The 17,181-nt window shown below is 69.0% G+C and carries 20 protein-coding genes; 8 read left to right on the top strand and 12 right to left on the bottom strand.

Translation table 11 applies throughout. From position 1 onward, the window contains the following. Positions 1–87: 87 nt before the first annotated feature. Positions 88–1,293: a class I SAM-dependent RNA methyltransferase gene (locus ACIHAO_RS13340; RefSeq protein ID WP_396557476.1), complete on the bottom strand. Its 1,206-nt coding sequence runs from the start codon at positions 1,291–1,293 to the stop codon at positions 88–90. Continuing rightward, complete coding sequence (locus tag ACIHAO_RS13335; RefSeq protein WP_396557474.1) at positions 1,290–3,323, bottom strand: APC family permease; 2,034 nt, start codon at positions 3,321–3,323, stop codon at positions 1,290–1,292. The genes ACIHAO_RS13340 and ACIHAO_RS13335 overlap by 4 nt, the downstream gene beginning before the upstream one ends. A 98-nt stretch (positions 3,324–3,421) precedes the next feature. Between ACIHAO_RS13335 and ACIHAO_RS13330 the strand changes: the two genes are divergently transcribed. Together ACIHAO_RS13330 and ACIHAO_RS13325 are read left to right on the top strand one after the other, a co-directional pair. Then, positions 3,422–4,087: a TrkA family potassium uptake protein gene (locus tag ACIHAO_RS13330; RefSeq protein WP_125675257.1), complete on the top strand. Its 666-nt coding sequence runs from the start codon at positions 3,422–3,424 to the stop codon at positions 4,085–4,087. After that, the gene (locus ACIHAO_RS13325; protein ID WP_125780267.1) at positions 4,087–4,743 is read left to right on the top strand and encodes a TrkA family potassium uptake protein; all 657 of its coding nucleotides are present in this window, start codon (positions 4,087–4,089) and stop codon (positions 4,741–4,743) included. The genes ACIHAO_RS13330 and ACIHAO_RS13325 overlap by 1 nt, the downstream gene beginning before the upstream one ends. 101 nt (positions 4,744–4,844) lie before the next feature. On the opposite strand, the gene ACIHAO_RS13320 is transcribed toward ACIHAO_RS13325, so the two are convergent. After that, positions 4,845–5,573, bottom strand: coding sequence for a DUF3159 domain-containing protein (locus tag ACIHAO_RS13320; protein ID WP_396557471.1), 729 nt, complete (start codon positions 5,571–5,573; stop codon positions 4,845–4,847). Between the two features lie 9 nt (positions 5,574–5,582). Further along, complete coding sequence (locus tag ACIHAO_RS13315; protein ID WP_034316985.1) at positions 5,583–5,963, bottom strand: OB-fold nucleic acid binding domain-containing protein; 381 nt, start codon at positions 5,961–5,963, stop codon at positions 5,583–5,585. A gap of 103 nt (positions 5,964–6,066) precedes the next feature. Here ACIHAO_RS13315 and ACIHAO_RS13310 point away from each other — a divergent pair, with 103 nt between their 5' ends. Further along, on the top strand, positions 6,067–6,780 hold the full coding sequence (locus ACIHAO_RS13310; RefSeq protein WP_396557469.1) for an alpha/beta fold hydrolase: 714 nt from the start codon (positions 6,067–6,069) through the stop codon (positions 6,778–6,780). A gap of 213 nt (positions 6,781–6,993) precedes the next feature. Here the strand turns inward: ACIHAO_RS13310 and ACIHAO_RS13305 are convergent, their stop codons facing one another. Further along, positions 6,994–7,644 (bottom strand): DUF3710 domain-containing protein, encoded by a 651-nt coding sequence (locus ACIHAO_RS13305; RefSeq protein ID WP_396557467.1) that lies wholly within the window; start codon positions 7,642–7,644, stop codon positions 6,994–6,996. Next, positions 7,644–8,126, bottom strand: a complete 483-nt coding sequence (dut, locus tag ACIHAO_RS13300) for a dUTP diphosphatase (protein ID WP_396557465.1) — start codon at positions 8,124–8,126, stop codon at positions 7,644–7,646. Before dut ends, ACIHAO_RS13305 begins: the two co-directional genes overlap by 1 nt. 24 nt (positions 8,127–8,150) lie before the next feature. Between dut and ACIHAO_RS13295 the strand changes: the two genes are divergently transcribed. Then, the gene (locus ACIHAO_RS13295) at positions 8,151–8,645 is read left to right on the top strand and encodes a DUF3093 domain-containing protein (protein WP_199748950.1); all 495 of its coding nucleotides are present in this window, start codon (positions 8,151–8,153) and stop codon (positions 8,643–8,645) included. 91 nt (positions 8,646–8,736) lie between these two features. On the opposite strand, the gene ACIHAO_RS13290 is transcribed toward ACIHAO_RS13295, so the two are convergent. After that, complete coding sequence (locus tag ACIHAO_RS13290) at positions 8,737–9,045, bottom strand: DUF4193 domain-containing protein (protein WP_005164528.1); 309 nt, start codon at positions 9,043–9,045, stop codon at positions 8,737–8,739. Between the two features lie 454 nt (positions 9,046–9,499). Here ACIHAO_RS13290 and cei point away from each other — a divergent pair, with 454 nt between their 5' ends. Further along, positions 9,500–10,183, top strand: a complete 684-nt coding sequence (cei, locus tag ACIHAO_RS13285) for an envelope integrity protein Cei (RefSeq protein WP_396557462.1) — start codon at positions 9,500–9,502, stop codon at positions 10,181–10,183. An 82-nt stretch (positions 10,184–10,265) separates the two neighbouring features. Here the strand turns inward: cei and ACIHAO_RS13280 are convergent, their stop codons facing one another. Further along, positions 10,266–11,084: an inositol monophosphatase family protein gene (locus tag ACIHAO_RS13280; protein WP_396557460.1), complete on the bottom strand. Its 819-nt coding sequence runs from the start codon at positions 11,082–11,084 to the stop codon at positions 10,266–10,268. 67 nt (positions 11,085–11,151) lie between these two features. On the opposite strand from ACIHAO_RS13280, the gene ppgK reads away from it, so the two are divergent. The 3 genes from ppgK (at position 11,152) to ACIHAO_RS13265 (ending at position 14,178) form a co-directional block, all read left to right on the top strand. Next, positions 11,152–11,913: a polyphosphate--glucose phosphotransferase gene (gene ppgK / locus ACIHAO_RS13275; RefSeq protein WP_396557702.1), complete on the top strand. Its 762-nt coding sequence runs from the start codon at positions 11,152–11,154 to the stop codon at positions 11,911–11,913. A gap of 246 nt (positions 11,914–12,159) precedes the next feature. After that, complete coding sequence (locus ACIHAO_RS13270; protein WP_125793648.1) at positions 12,160–13,560, top strand: RNA polymerase sigma factor; 1,401 nt, start codon at positions 12,160–12,162, stop codon at positions 13,558–13,560. 96 nt (positions 13,561–13,656) lie between these two features. Then, complete coding sequence (locus ACIHAO_RS13265) at positions 13,657–14,178, top strand: pyridoxamine 5'-phosphate oxidase family protein (RefSeq protein WP_396557458.1); 522 nt, start codon at positions 13,657–13,659, stop codon at positions 14,176–14,178. 555 nt (positions 14,179–14,733) lie between these two features. On the opposite strand, the gene ACIHAO_RS13260 is transcribed toward ACIHAO_RS13265, so the two are convergent. Genes ACIHAO_RS13260 through ACIHAO_RS13245 form a run of 4 tightly spaced genes read right to left on the bottom strand, consistent with a single transcriptional unit; the run spans position 14,734 to position 17,181 of the window. After that, positions 14,734–15,942, bottom strand: coding sequence for a hypothetical protein (locus ACIHAO_RS13260; RefSeq protein WP_396557456.1), 1,209 nt, complete (start codon positions 15,940–15,942; stop codon positions 14,734–14,736). A 48-nt stretch (positions 15,943–15,990) separates the two neighbouring features. Beyond that, positions 15,991–16,368 (bottom strand): hypothetical protein, encoded by a 378-nt coding sequence (locus tag ACIHAO_RS13255; protein ID WP_396557454.1) that lies wholly within the window; start codon positions 16,366–16,368, stop codon positions 15,991–15,993. A gap of 19 nt (positions 16,369–16,387) precedes the next feature. Further along, complete coding sequence (locus ACIHAO_RS13250; protein ID WP_396557452.1) at positions 16,388–16,594, bottom strand: hypothetical protein; 207 nt, start codon at positions 16,592–16,594, stop codon at positions 16,388–16,390. Next, positions 16,591–17,181 carry a hypothetical protein gene (locus ACIHAO_RS13245; RefSeq protein ID WP_396557450.1) on the bottom strand — a complete coding sequence of 197 codons (591 nt, stop codon included), beginning with the start codon at positions 17,179–17,181 and terminating at the stop codon, positions 16,591–16,593. Before ACIHAO_RS13245 ends, ACIHAO_RS13250 begins: the two co-directional genes overlap by 4 nt.

The following is a 17,181-nucleotide window of genomic DNA, read 5'->3' as shown; positions in this document are numbered from 1 at the left end:
GTCGAATTGAGCTCAAGTTAGCGAGCACTCCGACACCCGGACAAGCCAAACGAAGCCAATCCATTCCGATGGATTACCGATAAGCCGTTATTGCAGCAAAGCAACGCATTCGACGTGGTGCGTCATCGGGAAAGCGTCGAAAGCGCGGAGATCCACCAACCCGTACCCGTGCCCCGCGAACAGCGCGATGTCGCGGGCCAAGGCGGCCGGGTCGCACGCCACGTAGACGATCCTGTCGGGTGAGCCTTCCACGATGGAATCGACGACGGCCTTGCCCGCACCCTTGCGCGGCGGGTCGAGGACGACGACGTCGACCGGTTTCGGTGCATCGGCCAGCAGGTGCTCGACGCGGCCGGAGCGCCAGCGGACCTGCGGGAGGTCGGCCAGGTTCTCCTCGCCGTCGGCGACGGCGCGACGGCCGGATTCGATGGCGAGCACGCGGCCACCCGGGCCGACCTGCTCGGCTAGCACCGACGCGAAGAGGCCGACGCCGGCGTACAGGTCCCAGGCCACGCCGTCGCGCGGCGCCTCGGCCCATTCGGTGACGACGGCGGCCAGCGTGTCGGCGGCGGCCGGGTGGACCTGCCAGAAGCCGTGGGCGTCGAGGCGCCAGTCGCGCCCGGCGGCGTGCTGGACGGCGAGGCCGCCCGCCAGCTGCCGCGACTTGGTCTTCCCGTGGACCGTCGACAGGTCACGGACGTGCACGTGCCCCGCGCCGTCCTTGGTGACCTCGATTTCACTGCCGGGGCGCCAGTTCCGCGACACGACGTCGTCGAGCGCGCCGGGGACGGTGATCGGGCAGTCGTCGATGGCGATCACGCGGTGACTGTGGTGCGCCCGGAAGCCCGCCTTGCCGTCCTTGCCCGCGACGAGCCGGACGCGGCTGCGCCAGTCCAGCGGTCCACCGTCGAGCGCTTCGACGACGACATCGCGCTCGATCCCGGCCAGCCTCTTCAGCTGTTCCGCGACGACCGCGGCCTTGAGTTCACGCTGGTGACCGGGAGTGGCGTGCTGCCAGTCGCAACCACCGCACTCCCCCGGCGCCGCGAGCGGGCACGGCGGCTCCACCCGTTCCGGGGATGCCTCCAGGACCTCGATCGCGTCGGCACGGCAGAACGACCCGCCCTTGTCCTCGGTGACCGAGGCGAGGACCCGCTCGCCGGGCAGCGCGTGCCGCACGAACACGACCCGCCCCTCCGCCCGCGCGACACAGTGCCCGCCGTGGGCGACCGCGCCGACCTCCAGCTCGATCGTTCGCCCGAGCCAGGTGCCGGTCGACGCGTCCACACTCATTCTGATTTTTCCTTGTCCTTCGTTTTTTCGATCTGCTTGACCACGGGGGAGAATCCACGCCGGACGTCGCCGGCCGCGGGCCGTGCCTTCCGGTCGCGTTTGATCGCCTTTTCCGACGATTCGAGCTGCCACGGCACGCTCGTCACCATGACGCCGGGCTGGAACAGGAGCCGCCCCTTGAGACGCAGCGCGCTCTGGTTGTGCAGTACCTGCTCCCACCAGTGCCCGACCACGTACTCGGGGATGAACACGGTCACCACGTTGCGCGGATTGTCGCCGCGGACGCGCTTCACGTAGTCCAGCACGGGTTTCGTGATCTCGCGGTACGGCGATTCGATCACCTTCAGTGGCACCTTGAAATTGTGGTCGTCCCATTCCTGGACGAGTTTGCGCGTCTCGACGTCGTCGACGTTCACCGTGACCGCTTCGAGGACGTCCGGCCGCACGGCCTTGGCGTAGGACAGCGCGCGCAGGGTCGGCAGGTGCAGTTTCGAAATCAGCACGATCGCGTGGTTGCGCGAAGGCAATACGGTCGGTTTGCGGTCCATCTCGCGCAATTCCTCCGCGACCCGGTCGTAATGCTTCCGGATCGCGGTCATCAGGATGTAGATCGCCACCATGGCCGCGATCGCGATCCAGGCGCCGAGCAGGAACTTCGTGACCAGCACGATGATCAGCACGGTGCCGGTCATGGTGAGGCCGATCGCGTTGACCGTCTGCGATCGCCGCATCCGCCGCCGCACCGCCGGATCGGTTTCCCTTGCCAGCAACCGGTTCCAATGCCGGATCATGCCCGCTTGGCTGATCGTGAAGGAGACGAACACGCCCACGATGTAGAGCTGGATGAGCTTCGTGACCTCCGCGTCGAACGCGATGATCAGCACCAGCGCGAACGCCGAGAGGAACAGGATGCCGTTGGAGAAGGCCAGCCGGTCGCCACGCGTGTGCAGCTGACGTGGCAGGTAACGGTCCTGGGCGAGGATCGAGCCGAGCACCGGGAAGCCGTTGAACGCGGTGTTCGCGGCCAGCAGCAGGATGATGCCGGTGGCGAAGGAGATGTAGTAGAACGCGGGGGTGAAGTCGGCGAACACCGCCTGCGCGATCTGCGCGACGATCGTCTTCTGCTCGTAGCCCGCCGGAGTGCCGGTGAGCTGCGTTTGCGGATGCTCGGCGAATTTGACGTCGGTGATGATCGCCAGCGTGATGATGCCGACCAGCATCGTCACCGCGAGCACGCCCATCATCAGCAGCGTGGTCGCCGCGTTCTTCGACTTCGGCTTCTGGAACGCCGGGACACCGTTGCTGATCGCCTCGACCCCGGTCAGCGCCGCCGCGCCGGAGGAGAACGTGCGCAGCAACAGGAAGAAAAAGGCGAAACCGGTCAAAGAGGCTTCTTCGTGCAATTGGAAGTCCGCGCTCTCGGCCCGCATGTCGGCGCCGGAGGCGGCCTCGATCAGGCCCCAGATCACCATGCCGAGGATGCCGATGATGAACCCGTAGGTCGGGATCGCGAACGCTTTGCCCGATTCGCGCACTCCGCGCAGGTTCAGCGCGGTCAGCACGACCACGATCACGACCGCGGCGATCACCTTGTGCTGCGCCACCCACGGAATGGCGGAACCGATGTTCGCCACGCCGGACGACGTCGACACCGCCACGGTGAGCACGTAGTCCACCAGCAGGGCGCTGGCGACGGTGAGCCCGAATTTGCCGCCGAGGTTGGTATTGGCGACTTCGTAGTCACCGCCGCCACTGGGATAGGCGTGCACGTTCTGCCGGTAGGAGGCGACCACGACCAGCATGACGAGGGCGACGGCGACGCCGATCCACGGCGCGAAGGCGTACGCGGACAGGCCCGCGACGCTGAGGGTCAGAAAGATCTCCTCAGGCGCGTAGGCGACGCTCGACAACGCGTCGGACGCGAAAATCGGCAGCGCGATGCGCTTCGGCAGGAGCGTATGCGAGAGGCGGTCACTCCGGAATGGACGTCCGAGGACGAGCCGCTTCAATACGGTCGGGAACTTCGACACCGCAGAAGCGTAACGGGCGGCCCTCACGGTAGGTTCGGCGCTGGTGTGTCTGGGTACCTGCGGACGGGTGAAACGTTCGCTGACTAAGGAGGCAGTGCGTGCACGTGGTGATCATGGGATGCGGCCGGGTCGGCGCATCCCTGGCCGCGGCGCTGGAGCGGCTGGGGCACGACGTCGCCGTCATCGACAAGAGCAGGCAGGCGTTCCGGCGGCTCGGCAGTGATTTCCACGGTCAGCAGGTGGTCGGCGTCGGCTTCGACCGGCAAGTACTGATCGAGGCCGGAATCGAACGCGCGGGGGCCTTCGCGGCGGTATCCAGCGGCGACAACTCCAACATCATCTCGGCGCGCGTGGCCAGGGAGAACTTCGGCATCGACAAGGTCGTCGCCAGGATCTACGACCACAAGCGCGCGGCGGTCTACGAACGGCTCGGCATCCCGACCGTGGCGACCGTGCCGTGGACGACCGACCGGTTCCTGCGCACCCTCCTCCCCGACGGCGTCGCCTCGGTGTGGCGGGACCCGTCCGGCAGCGTGGCGCTCCTGCAACTCCCGCTGCACGAGGGCTGGGTCGGGCGCAGCGTGCGCGAACTGCAGGACACCACCGGCGCCCGGGTCGCGTTCATGATGCGGTTCGGCACCGCCGTGCTGCCCGACACCAAGGCCGTGATCCAGGCCGACGACGTCGTGTACGTCGCCGCGAAATCGGGCACTGTCAGCGACGTGACCACCGTCGCCGCTCGCGAACCGGAAGAGGAGAACTGATGCGGGTCGCGATTGCCGGGGCCGGCGCGGTGGGCCGGTCGATCGCCGCGGAGCTGATCGACGGGCGCCACCAGGTGATGCTCATCGAACGTGAGGCAGACCAGTTCGAGCCGCACACCGTGGAGCAGGCGGATTGGGTGCTCGGTGACGCGTGCGAGGTGTCGATCCTGGAGGAGTCCGGGATCGAGGAATGCGACGTCGTGATCGCCGCGACCGGCGACGACAAGGCGAACCTGGTGGTGTCGCTGCTGGCGAAGACCGAGTTCGCGGTGCGCCGGGTGGTGGCGCGGGTGAACAACCCGGCCAACGAATGGCTGTTCAACGACGCCTGGGGGGTCGATGTCGCCGTGTCGACCCCGCGGATGCTCGCGGCGATGGTCGAGGAGGCGGTGAGCGTCGGCGATCTGGTGCGGCTGATGACGTTCCGGCAGAGCCAGGCGAACCTCGTCGAACTCACCCTCCCGGAGGAGACGCCGCTGGCGGGCAAGGCGGTCAGCGAGCTCAACCTGCCGCGTGACGCGGCGCTGGTGACGATCCTCCGCGGGGACCGGGTGATCGTGCCGCAGCCGGAGGATCCGCTCGAGCCGGGTGACGAACTGCTGTTCGTGGCGACCTCGGACGTGGAGCCGGAGATCCGGACCGCGCTGGGTTACTAGAACGACCCTTTCACTCCTCCTCGAACGCTATGAAAGGTCCTTTCCTTGCAAATTTCGCAAGGAAAGGACCTTTCATAGCACGCGGGGCTTGACGGAAGAGGCTAGTTCTCCACACCGGGCGCCTGCGCGTACTTCTCGCGCAGGCGGGCCTCGACCTCGGCGTCGGTCTCTTCACGCGGGGCCTCTTCGGCCTGCGCCTTGAGGTGCTTGTCCGATCGCCGCACCGCCCACACGACGGTGAGCAGGCCGAGCGCGTACAGCGGGTATCCCATCGCGATCTTGGCGAAGGCCAGCCAGCCGGTGTAGTCCTCGTCGTACAGCCAGCGCTGCACGACGAACCGGGCACCGAAGATCAGCGCCATGGCGCCGGTCGCGATCGAATAGGCGATCAGGGACTTCTTGTCCTTGCGCCAGGCGTGGCCGGTGCCGTTGAGCGCGTTCCACACCACCCCGGCGAGCGGCCAGCGGACGACGATCGAGAGCACGAAGACGCCGCAGTAGACCAGGCTCGTCCAGATGCCGAACAGGAAGAAACCCTTGGCCGATCCGGTCCGGTAGGCGATGAACGCCGCGATCGCCACCCCGAAGAATCCGGAGATGGCGGGCTGGAGCGGCTCCTTGCGCACGATCCGCAGCACGGTGATCGCCACCGCGCTGCCCACGGCGGCCCAGATGCCCACCGTGAGCCCGAAGATCGCGTTCGCGATCACGAACACGATGACCGGCAGCGAGGAATAGAACAGTCCTGACAGCCCGCCCATCTGTTCCAACAGGGTGGGCTGGGGCTTCTTGTCGTCGGTCTTCTGCTCGCCGCCGGCGGGTTCAGTCACGATGCGGGATCAACTCACAGGGCTCTGAAGTTCGTAATAGGGGTTGTACAGCACCTTCTGACCATCACGTTCGGCCATCCGGCCGCGCACCTTGATGGTTCGCCCGGGTTCGATTCCGGGGATCCGGCGGCGTCCGAGCCAGATTAGCGTCACACCCTGTGTGCCGTCGAACAGCTCGGCCTGCAGTGTCGCGGCCTCGTTGGTCGGGCAGAGCTCCACGCTGCGGAGTCTCCCGAGCACCGTCACCTCTTGACCCGACCGGCAGTCGCAGGCCCGCTGCGCTCCGCCGGCCTCGGATTTTTCGGACAGGTCGTCGGCGTCGAGATCCTCGACGTCGCTGGTCAGCTTGCGGACCAGCCGGCTGAAGTAGCCGCCGTCTTTGGCGGACATAACGGTGCTCCTGTGCTCCGGGGCCCCCGACTTGAACGGCCCGTGCGTAATCCAGCGTAACTGTGCTCCGACCAGGAGAACGGGTTTAGGGGAATATCGCAACGTGACCTCCGCTATTCCGCCTACGACGGCAGTAGTACTCCCCGGCACCGGGTCCGACGAAGTGTTCGTGCGCGCCGTGTTCGCCGGTCCGCTGCGGGCGCTCGGCATCCGGCTGCTCGCCCCGCCCCCGCCCCCCGGGGTCCGTCTCGCGGACGGCTATCTCCAGGAGCTGGACAGGCTGGCCGACGAGCACGGTCCGCTGCTCGTCGGCGGAATCTCGTTCGGCGCGCATCTGTCGGCGGAGTGGGCGGCCCGCAATCCGGGCCGCTGCACCGGCCTGCTGGCCGCGCTCCCGGCCTGGAACGGCCCGGCCGGACAAGCACCCGCGTCGCGCGCCGCACGGCTGTCAGCGGATCTGGTGGCCGAAAACGGGGTCGAGGGCGCGCTGGCGAAATCGGCGGACGGCGTCCCCGGCTGGCTCTCGGCGGAACTCGGCCGCGCGTGGCGGCGACATGGCGACGGCCTCGCGGCGAGCCTGCGGACGGCGGCGAGCCATCCCGCCCCCACGCTCGAAGACCTGAAGGGCCTCGACGTGCCCGCGGGGATCGGCGCTTGCGTGGACGACCCGATCCACCCGGCCGCGGTCGCGCACGCCTGGGCGGACGCCCTCCCCCACGCCGAAGTCGGCGAGTCGACCCTCACCGCCCTCGGCGCCGACCGGGAATCCCTGGGCCACACAACCGTCCAAGCCTGGCTGACCGCAACCAACGCTTAGCCCCGGCATGCACCACAGGTTTCCCGACCCGAACGACGCCACCGAACGGTCTCCCAAAGGGCGCCCCGCGCCCGACGGAGACTTCACCCGTCGCGCGCCCTCTCTTGGGCCGAAGGCCCACGGAAACGTGATGAAGGGGCGCCCTCCGCACCCAACCTGAGTTGCAAGCGGCCCCGGCGCCCCTTCGGCACGTTTACGTCAGCGCGCGACAGATCAACTCTGCTCGGCGATGTGCTGCGCGACGGCGTCGGGCAGCGTGATGGTGAGCGGGGTGCGGACCGGCATCGGCGCGTCGCCGCGGTCGACGATGGTGTGCCGCACGATCTCGCGCAGCACCGCGGGCGCCTGGGACGCCTGCGACTGGGGGCCGGCGATGACGCCGCGGAGCATCCAGCGGGGCCCGTCGACCCCGACGAACCGCAGTGCGACGTCGCCGACGATCGCGGACAGCTCCAGGCCCCATTCCCCCATGCCGACCGAGACTTTGGCGCCGTCGGCGCGCAGTTGCTCGGTGAGTTCGGTGCTGACGTCCTTCCACAGGCCGCCGGACCGCGGTGCCGCGTAGCCGCTCACGGTGATCTGGCCCTGTTCGGTGACGACGTGCACCGCGCGGACGCCGCCGCTCTCCGGGTCCATCTCGACCTGGACCTGGGAGCCGTCGGGTACCGGCACCTTCACCGAACCGAGGTCGATCCTCGGGATGCCGTCCTCGGGCGCGTCGGCGAGGTCGAAGGGGCCGTCGGAGGTCTCCGACAGCTGCGACTCGATCTCGTCGGCGCCGTCGTCACCGGGACGGTCTTCGACCTCGGGCGCGGCGTGCCGTCCGCTCGGCTTGGCCTCGCGCTTGCGTCCGAAAATCCCCACTAGTTCTCCGTTCCTTCCCTGGCTCCGGCTCCCAGTGTGGCGTGTCCGCCCGTGGAGCCATACCCGCCCTCGCCGCGCTCGGACGGCTCGAGTTCGGCGACCTCGACGAAGTCGGCCTGTTCGACCCGTTGCACGACCAGCTGCGCGATCCGGTCGCCGCGGGTGAGCACGACCTTCTCGGAGAGATCATGGTTGATCAGGCAGACGCGGATCTCACCGCGGTACCCGGAGTCGATGGTGCCCGGCGTGTTGACGACCGAGAGGCCGACGCGGGCGGCGAGACCCGAGCGCGGGTGGACGAAGCCCGCGTACCCGGGCGGCAGCGCGATCGCGACGCCCGTTCCGACGACGCCGCGTTCGCCGGGCGCGAGCACGAGATCCGAGGTGGTGACGAGGTCGGCGCCCGCGTCGCCGGGGCGCGCGTAGGCGGGGAGTGGGACCGAAGGATCGATCCGGGAAAGCAGTACCTGAACGGTGGACACGGGCGGCGAGACTACCCTGAAGGCGTGGGTGAAAGCGTGAACACGGCCGAAGGCGGCGCCGTCAAGCATTCAGAGCGGCTCTACGTCCCGTGGTGGGGCTGGCCGTTGCCGCTGCTGGGCGGCGGGCTGCTGGCGGCGGAGATCGACATGGGCTATCCGGGGCTCCGCGGCTGGCTGCCGTACGTGGTGCTGATCCCCGCGGTGATCGCGCTGATGGTTTCGCTCGGCCGGTCCCGCGTCCGGGTGACCGGTGGCGCCGAGCCGGAGCTGTGGCTGCGCGACGCGCATCTGCCGCTCAAGTTCGTCGGCGACGTCGACGTCATCGACAAGGAAGCGAAGCGCAAGGCGCTCGGCCGCGACGCCGATCCGGCGGCCTTCGTGCTGCACCGGGGCTGGGTCGGCCCGGTCGTGCGGGTCTGGCTCACCGACCCCGAAGACCCGACGCCGTACTGGCTGTTCAGCACCCGGCATCCGGAGAAGGTGGCCGCACTGCTGCGGCAGACCGCCTCGAAGTCCTGAGCACAGGAAAGGGGGCCGGCCACTCGGCCGGCCCCCTTATTCCTGTTCGAACCCCGAAACCCCTGTCGCGCCGTCCCCTGTGCCCGTAGGCTCAGGCGCAGTCGCGGCAGATGAGCCGTCCGCCACTCTCTTCCGCCAGCCTGCTGCGGTGGTGCACCAGGAAGCAGACGGAGCAGGTGAACTCGTCGGCCTGCTTGGGCACGACCTTGACGGTCAGGTCCTCCCCGGAAAGTCCGGAGAGGTCCGCGCCCGGCAGCTCGAAGTTCTCGGCGGTCGCGTCCTCGTCGACGTCCACGACGCCGGACTGGTTTTCGTTGCGCCGTGCCTTGAGCTCTTCCAACGAGTCTTCGGCCAGCTCGTCGGCTTCGCTGCGGCGCGGAGCGTCGTAGTCGGTCGCCATTTGTCCCTCACCCCTGCGATGCTTTCGATGTCAGATGGCCCGGACCCAAGAGCGCGCGGCTCGTGAGTCCTTCGTGCCGCTGGTTAACGTCCCAGCGCCCCTGTTTGTGCCCGGCTGGGCAGTGAGCGAGGTCTCTCTTTTGCGCCTCTTACTGCCGCCTGAGCCCGCGAAGGGTAGCTCACGTCGATACCGGCTCTGCAACGAGTCAGACATAGCCGGGATTACGTCACCCAACAGGGGGAACCCTGCTGTCAAGACGCCTGTCGTCCGAATGGGTTGCGCCTCCGTCGGGTACCTCACCCCTTGGGCCCGGCCGCTTGCCCGGAGTGGCCATCGCGTGGTGCTATCCGGAGGCCCGCGCCGATCGCCTTCGCCACAACGCATAGGCTGATCGGACACGATGGTGAGATGAAGCACCGTCCGGGGATCCGGGCTTTGGGGAAGGGACTGGCAGGTGGCGTCGGGGAACGGCATCGGGGACCGCGGGGCGAGGCCGTATCGCAAACGCAAGCCGCTGCCCGCGCTCATCGTCATCGGCGTGATGGCACTCGGCGCGGTCATCGTCTGGGTGAACGTCGTGGCGAGCAACGCCGACATCGATGCCAAGATCCGCTGCGATCCGCCGCCCGTCCCGCAGCAAGGCGTCACCTACACGCCGCTGGCGCACGACGGGCTCGACGACCGGGCGCCGGTCCCGCCGGACAAGGTCGCCGTCCAGGTGCTCAACGGATCCCAGGTCCGCGGCCAAGGCGGCATCGTCACCAGCACGCTCCGGGAACTCGGTTTCTCCCAGGTGCTCGAGCCGGACGTCGACCCGGCCTACAAGAACGCGGAAGCCAAGTGCCGCGGCCAGATCCGCTTCGGCGAGAACGGCGCGGCCGCGGCCCGCACGCTGAGCCTGGTGGTCCCGTGCGCCGAACTGGTCAAGGACAACCGCAAGGACGCCTCGGTCACGTTCACCACCGGCACCCTGCTCGGCGACGTCCGCCCGAAGGCGGAAGCGCGCCAGGTGCTCGACCAGCTCACGCGGTGGTCGAAGGCGCAGCAGGGCAGCGGCGGCGGTGAGCAGTCGGCGGGCGGCGGTGCCCCGGTGATCGACCAGACGCTGCTGAAGGCCGCTCGCGAAGCTCCCTGCTGACACCCCTTTCAAGCGCTATGAAGGACGCTTTCATTGCAAAATTTGCAATGAAAGCGTCCTTCATAGCGTGTGCCGGACCGGCTCAGATAGCGCCCACACCCGAGTCGAGCAGCGCCTGACGCAACGGAGCCTCGATCGACGGCGCGACCGCGAAGGTCGCGTCCGGCCCCAGTTCGGTGTCCTCCCCCGGCAGCGACACTCGCGCGCCCGCCTCGGCGGCGATGAGCGCCCCCGCGGCCCAGTCCCAATGCCCGAGGCCGTGTTCGACGTAGGCGTCCAGCCAGCCCGCCGCGACCGCGCACAGATCGAGCGAGGCGGCCCCGTTGCGCCGCACGTCCCGAACCCTGGTCGCCAGTTCCGCGACGAACCGGGCCTGCTTGGTCCGCCGTTCGACCTTGTAGGCGAACCCGGTGCCGACGAGGGTCAGGTCGAGTCGCCGCGGGGCGTTGACCGACAGCCGCCGCCCGTCGAGGAACGCGCCCTGTCCGCGCGCGGCGGTCCAGCGGCGGCCGCTGACCGGTTCGACGACGGCGCCCGCCACTGACACCCCGCCGACCTGCGCGGCCACCGACACGGCGAACCACGGCAGCCCGTAGAGGAAGTTCACCGTCCCGTCGATCGGGTCGACCACCCAGGTCACCCCGTCGCCGGCGATCCCGCCGCCCTCCTCGCCGAGCACGGCGTCGTCGGGCCGCAGTTCGGCGAGCCGGGCGCGCACCAGCCGTTCCGACTCGTGGTCCACCGCGGTCACCACATCGGTGTCGGCGGATTTGGTGTCCACCCGCACCTCGCGCCCCGCGTTCATCCCGGTCCAGGCCTCTCGGACCAGTTCGGCGGCCTCGCCCGCGACACGCTCGGCGACACTCTTCAGCAACGTCTCGTCAACTCCCACGTCCGCCATGTCACCACATCCGGTTAAAGTCTCCGAGGCAGGCTTCTGAATCGTGCGAGAAGGGACCACGTCCGTGGTGGAGGCGACCCGAGGTTTCGGTATCGACATCGGCGGCAGCGGGATCAAGGGCGCGCTGGTCGATTTGGCGGAGGGACAGCTGATCGGCGACCGGATCCGCATCGACACGCCGAAGCCGTCGACCCCGGAGGCGGTGGCGGACGTCGTCGCCGAGATCACCGGCCAGGCCGGCTGGGACGGCCCGGTGGGCGTCACGCTGCCCGCGGTGGTCAAGAAGGGTGTCGCGCGCACCGCGGCGAACATCGACCGCAAATGGATCGGCACCGACGCCGACGCCCTGTTCGCGAAACGCCTCGGCCGCGGCGTGGACGACATCGCGATGCTCAACGACGCCGACGCCGCCGGGATGGCCGAGATCCGCTGGGGCGACCCGATCGCGAAACGCGGTGTGACGGCGCTGCTGACCTTCGGCACCGGCATCGGCAGCGCGGTCTTCCAGGACGGCAAGCTCGTGCCCAACACCGAGTTCGGCCACATCGAGGTCGACGGTTTCGACGCGGAGAAGAAGGCCGCGGCGTCGGTGAAGGACAACGAGGACCTCTCGTATCCCGAATGGGCGGAACGGGTGAACAGGTATCTCTCCGTGCTGGAAAACCTGATCTGGCCGGATCTGTTCATCGTCGGCGGCGGGGTCAGCAAGAAGTCGCACAAATGGGTCCCGCTGCTGGACATCCGCACGCCGGTGATCGTCGCGTCCTTGCAGAACAACGCGGGCATCGTCGGCGCGGCGGCCGCCGCCGCGGAGGGCATCGAGCACTGACGCGCCCACGCTGACATCCGCGCCGCGGATGTCACTTCGGCGGGTCGCACGGCGTGTCGCGCCCGCCGGGTGGTGGTCCGCGCCGCGACGCTGTCACGTATCGTCGTTACAATGGAACACGGCCCCCGGCGGCGGCACCCACGAGAACGAGGGAAACCGCAGGCCGAGGGGTGTTCCCCGAAGTTTGAGGCAGCCGAGACCATCACGCCTCGGCTCGTCATGATCGACCGCTGCGAAAGGGCGTAAGTGGCAGCCGCAAGAACCGCAACCCGAAGCGGGACGAAGACAGCGACCGCAGCCGGCGAGCCGGCCGACGAGGCAGCCACCGACGCGGCGAAGCCCGCGGCGCGCAAGACCGCCGCCAAGGCGGCAGGCGCGAAGAAGGCCCCGGCGAAGAAGGCTCCGGCCAAGAAACCCACCACCAAGGGCGCCAAGACCGAAGACGGCGATCCGGAAGACGGTCCGGTAGAGCTCGACGAAGCCGACCTCGAAACCCCGGATCTGTCCGACCTGGAAGAGGTCGAGGTGGACGTCGTCGACGCGACGGTCACCGAGGACACGGAAGAGGACGCGGAGTCCGAGGAGGACGTCGAAGAGACGCCCCCGCGCGGGCGCCGCACGACGGCCGACAAGAACGCCGGAAAGACCTCCGACAACCCGGACTTCGTCTGGGACGAGGAAGAGTCCGAGGCGCTTCGCCAGGCCCGCAAGGACGCCGAGCTCACCGCTTCGGCCGACTCGGTCCGCGCGTACCTCAAGCAGATCGGCAAGGTCGCCCTGCTGAACGCGGAGGAGGAGGTGGAGCTCGCCAAGCGCATCGAGGCCGGGCTCTACGCCGCCGAACGCGTCCGCAACGCCGAGGAGGAGGGCGAGAAACTCGTCACCCAGATGCGGCGCGACCTCAAGTGGATCGTGCGCGACGGTGAGCGGGCGAAGAACCACCTCCTGGAGGCGAACCTCCGGCTCGTGGTCTCGCTGGCCAAGCGCTACACCGGCCGTGGCATGGCGTTCCTGGACCTGATCCAGGAGGGCAACCTCGGTCTGATCCGCGCGGTCGAGAAGTTCGACTACACCAAGGGCTACAAGTTCTCCACGTACGCCACCTGGTGGATCCGTCAGGCGATCACCCGCGCGATGGCCGACCAGGCCCGCACCATCCGTATCCCGGTGCACATGGTCGAGGTCATCAACAAGCTCGGCCGCATACAGCGTGAACTCCTGCAGGACCTCGGTCGCGAACCCACCCCCGAAGAGCTCGCGAAGGAAATGGACATCTCCCCGGAGAAGGTCCTCGAGATCCAGCAGTACGCCCGCGAGCCGATCTCGCTCGACCAGACTATCGGCGACGAGGGCGACTCGCAGCTCGGTGACTTCATCGAGGACTCCGAGGCCGTCGTCGCGGTCGACGCGGTGTCGTTCACGCTGCTGCAGGACCAGCTCCAGTCGGTGCTGCAGACGCTGTCCGAACGTGAGGCGGGTGTGGTGCGGCTGCGGTTCGGCCTCACCGACGGCCAGCCGCGCACGCTCGACGAGATCGGCCAGGTGTACGGGGTGACCCGTGAGCGCATCCGGCAGATCGAGTCGAAGACGATGTCGAAGCTGCGTCACCCGTCGCGTTCGCAGGTGCTGCGCGACTACCTGGACTGATCCCAGGTTCACGTCACGGAAGACCCCGTCACCGTTCGGTGGCGGGGTTTTTCGCGTCCGGTGTCGAATCGCGGCTCGCCCGTTCGACGCGTGGGTATGACGACGAACCCGATTTCGACCAGGAACCTCGACCGCTACGGCTCCGCGGAGCTGCCGTGGAGCCGCCCTCGCGACATCCTCGCCGAAGACACGCCCACGGCCGACCTGACCTTCTTCGTGTCGACCGTGCGCCCCGGCGGACGCCCGCATTCGGCGGGTGTCGGTGCCGTCTGGGTGGACGACGCCCTGTACTTCAAAGGCGGGCCGGGCACCCGTCGGTCCCGCAACCTTGCCGCGAACCCAGCGTGCGCGGTTTCGGTGCGCCTGCGGGGAATCGACCTCACGATGGAGGGTGAGGGGTACCGGGTCACCGACCCGGCGACGCTGGAGCGGGTGGCGGCGGTCTACCGGACGGGCGGCTGGCCCGCGTCGGTGGAGGGCGACGCGCTCACGGCCCCCTTCAGCGCGCCCAGCGCGGGACCGCCGCCCTGGTACCTGTACCGCCTCACCCTGCGCCGCGCGATCGGCGTGGCCGGCGGCGAACCGCACGGCGCCACGCGCTGGGACTTCGCCCCTTGATCTCGTGACTGGTCAGGCCGGTCAGGAACCGACCGTGTCTTATTGAGGGGTAAGCAAAGGTGGCGTGGTCGGTGCCGGGGGTCGTGAGTGGCGATTCTCTCTCAACAAGTACCTACTGCAGGTGCACGGATGGCGCTTTCGCGTGCCTGAACGGACGACACACGTGATGGGATGGACGACACGCGTGATCAGGTGGACGCCTCGCGGCGGAACCCGGCCGCGGTCGTGTCGTCCGTCCAGTCACGCGTGTCGTCCATCAGATCACGCGTGCCGTCCCTCCGATCACGTGACATCGCCGGTGCTGGACCTCATGAGTGGTAAGGACGGTTATTGAGGGGTGAGGCAAGGTGGCGTGATGCCAAGGCGTGTCGCGAAAGCCACTTTCGCGACGCCTACCGTCCCGAAAGTGGCTTTCGCGACACGGCCGCGGGGGGGGGCGGGGGCGGGGCGGCCGGGGCGGGGGGGGCCCCCCCCCCCGGCGCCCCCCCCCCCCCCCCCCCCCCCCCCCCCCCCCCCCGCGCCCCCCCCCCCCCCACGGCCGCTGGGTGGTCCGGGTCAGGGCCTGCCGGTCAGGGTCGTCCACGGCACGTGCACCGTCACCCGCTCCCGGAGCTGTTCGTTCATCAGCCACAGCTCCCCCGTCGCCGGCCAGTACGACAGGTTCTGCGAGTTCACCGGCGCCCGGCCGCTCAGCCTCGACGTCGAGGTCCCGCCGACCCCGCCGTGCAGGCACGACGGGTGGTCGCCCGCCACCCCGGCGTACTCGGGGCACACGCCGGTCATCACGAAGTACCCGTTGCGTGCCACCGCTCCCTGCATGCCCCACACCGGCGACACGAATCCTTCCTTCGCGTGCACGGTCCCGTCGGCCGACACCTTGGGCAGGCCGGTCGCGCGGTCGAACGGCCACCTCAGCACGCGGCCGCCCGCGGCATTCGGAATGTGCTCCGCGGTCACGATCGAACCGTCGCTGTGGTCGAACGACATCGTCGCGAGACACGGCCGCGTCCCGGGGGCGTTGGTGCAGGTTCCGCCGCCGGGATACCAATAGGCGCCGATCTGCGGCATCGCGTAGTCGTAGAACGCCGCGTGGTACTTGCCGTCCGGGCCCTTCCCGACGACGCCGGAGCTGTCGTCGACCTTCCAGAAGTGCGTCGTGTCGAAGACCCGCACCACTCCCCCGGTGGTCGCGACGAACAGCCGGTTCCCGATCCAGGTCATCCCGTGCCCGTGCCCCTGCACGACGGCGAAGTTGTCGTTCGACGTCGGTTCCACGAGCAGCACGTGCCGGTAGCCGAGGCCGGTGGCGTCCACAAAGGACAGCCGGACCATGGTGTCGCCGGGGGTGTGCCAGGAGGCCGCCACGACCCGTTTCCCGCCGACCTTCCCGGTCGCCGCGTCGGCGTCGCCGGAACCGGTCAGCCCCTGCGGGATCCAGTCGTTGGTCTTGTCGTCATTGGCGTCCTCCCAGCAGAATCCCGCCGGTTTCAGCGCCGCCGCGAGATACGTGCCATGGCACAGCGGGCGCGCCTTCCGGTTCGCCGACGACAGGATCTCCGGCAGGCCGCGCGGCGGGAGGTGTTTCTCCAGCGCGGCGATCCGGGCGCCGTAGGTGTCGAAGGACGAACCGGACGTCCAGCGGAAGCCGTCGACCGTGGCCGCGTCCATCTTCGGGAAGGCGGCCGCGGCGGAGGCGACCCCGGGGATGAACGCGAACACCAGCAGCAGCAGCAGCAGTGAAGCGAGTAGTCCCAGCCTCTTCATGTCCGCGAGCCTCCCGGCCACGCGTATACATTCGATACAAAACCCGCGTCAGGACACCGAAAGCCCACGCTCGGCCAGGGATTCCTCGACGCGCAACCGTTCGATCGCGCGGTCGAAGCCCTCCGGCAACTCGTCCAGCCGGTGGTCGACCTCGACCTCCCGGCAGGCCTGGACGAGCAGCGCGTCGTACGCCTGCCTGGTGCCGTACCGGCGGACGGCGGAAGCGCCGGACGGAAGTTCCGCCAGCAGCCGGTGCACCCGGCGGAGATCGGCGGCGAGCTTCTCGATGGGCGGCCCTCCCGGCGCCTCCGGTTCCCGGCGCCGCCGCCACCGGCGCACCACGGCGGGCACTTTCAGCGCGCACCAGAAGAGAACCGACGGCGCCACGGCGACAACGGTGTACAGCGCGACAGGCCCGGTGGCCACGCCCCCATGGTAATCCCCGCTACGAGCGCCGGCGTTGCTTGCGGGCGCGCTCGGCGAACAGCAACCCTGCTCCGGCGGCCACCATCAGCGCGCTCACCACCACGTGCATCCCCGGCGGGAGCAGGTGGAGCTGGACGAACCAGCTCGGATTCGTACTGCCCAGCAGCCGGTTGATCAGTCCTCCCCCGCCCTGCACCAGCAGGAGGATCCCCAGTAGTTCGATCATCGTCGTGCCCCTTCCGAAACCCGGTCGTCGTTCTTGGGTGAAAGCTCCTGCCACAGCGGCCCGGTGGCGAACCAGATGGCTGTCACGACCCCCAGCCGCGGCAACCAGCCCCACAACGGCGCGACCTGTTCGCCGTTGCCCACCAGGAAGATCAGCCCCAGGAGCACCGCCGCGGCGATCCCGCACGCCAGTACGCATTTGCCCCATTCACGCCACTCGACGCGGGCCTTCTCCCGTCCCCTCGGCTTGGGCGGCGGGGGCGGCCCGCCCGCGAACCGGTGCGCGAACCGCACGTCGGCCCACCGGATCATCGACGGCCCGAACACCACGCTGAAGCCGAGATACACCGCGGCGAGGCCGTGCACGAAGTTCGCCTTGCCGCCACCTTGGAGGTCGAGCACCGTCGCGACCAGCACCACGATGTCGATCACCGGGGTGAGGGCCAGCAGCACGGTGCTCGTCCGCTTGAGCCGGAGCAGGTAACGGGCCAGCAGGCCGGCCCCGATGGCGACCCAGAAACCGATCTCCCCCGCGGCGATCACCGCCGCCATCGGATTCTCCGCGAAAAAGTCCCAGATCTTGTTCAC

This window comes from Amycolatopsis sp. NPDC052450, assembly GCF_044547565.1.
Classification (GTDB): domain Bacteria; phylum Actinomycetota; class Actinomycetes; order Mycobacteriales; family Pseudonocardiaceae; genus Amycolatopsis.
The sequence above is the reverse complement of the archived record's forward strand: the minus strand, read 5'-3'. Positions and strand labels throughout refer to the sequence as shown.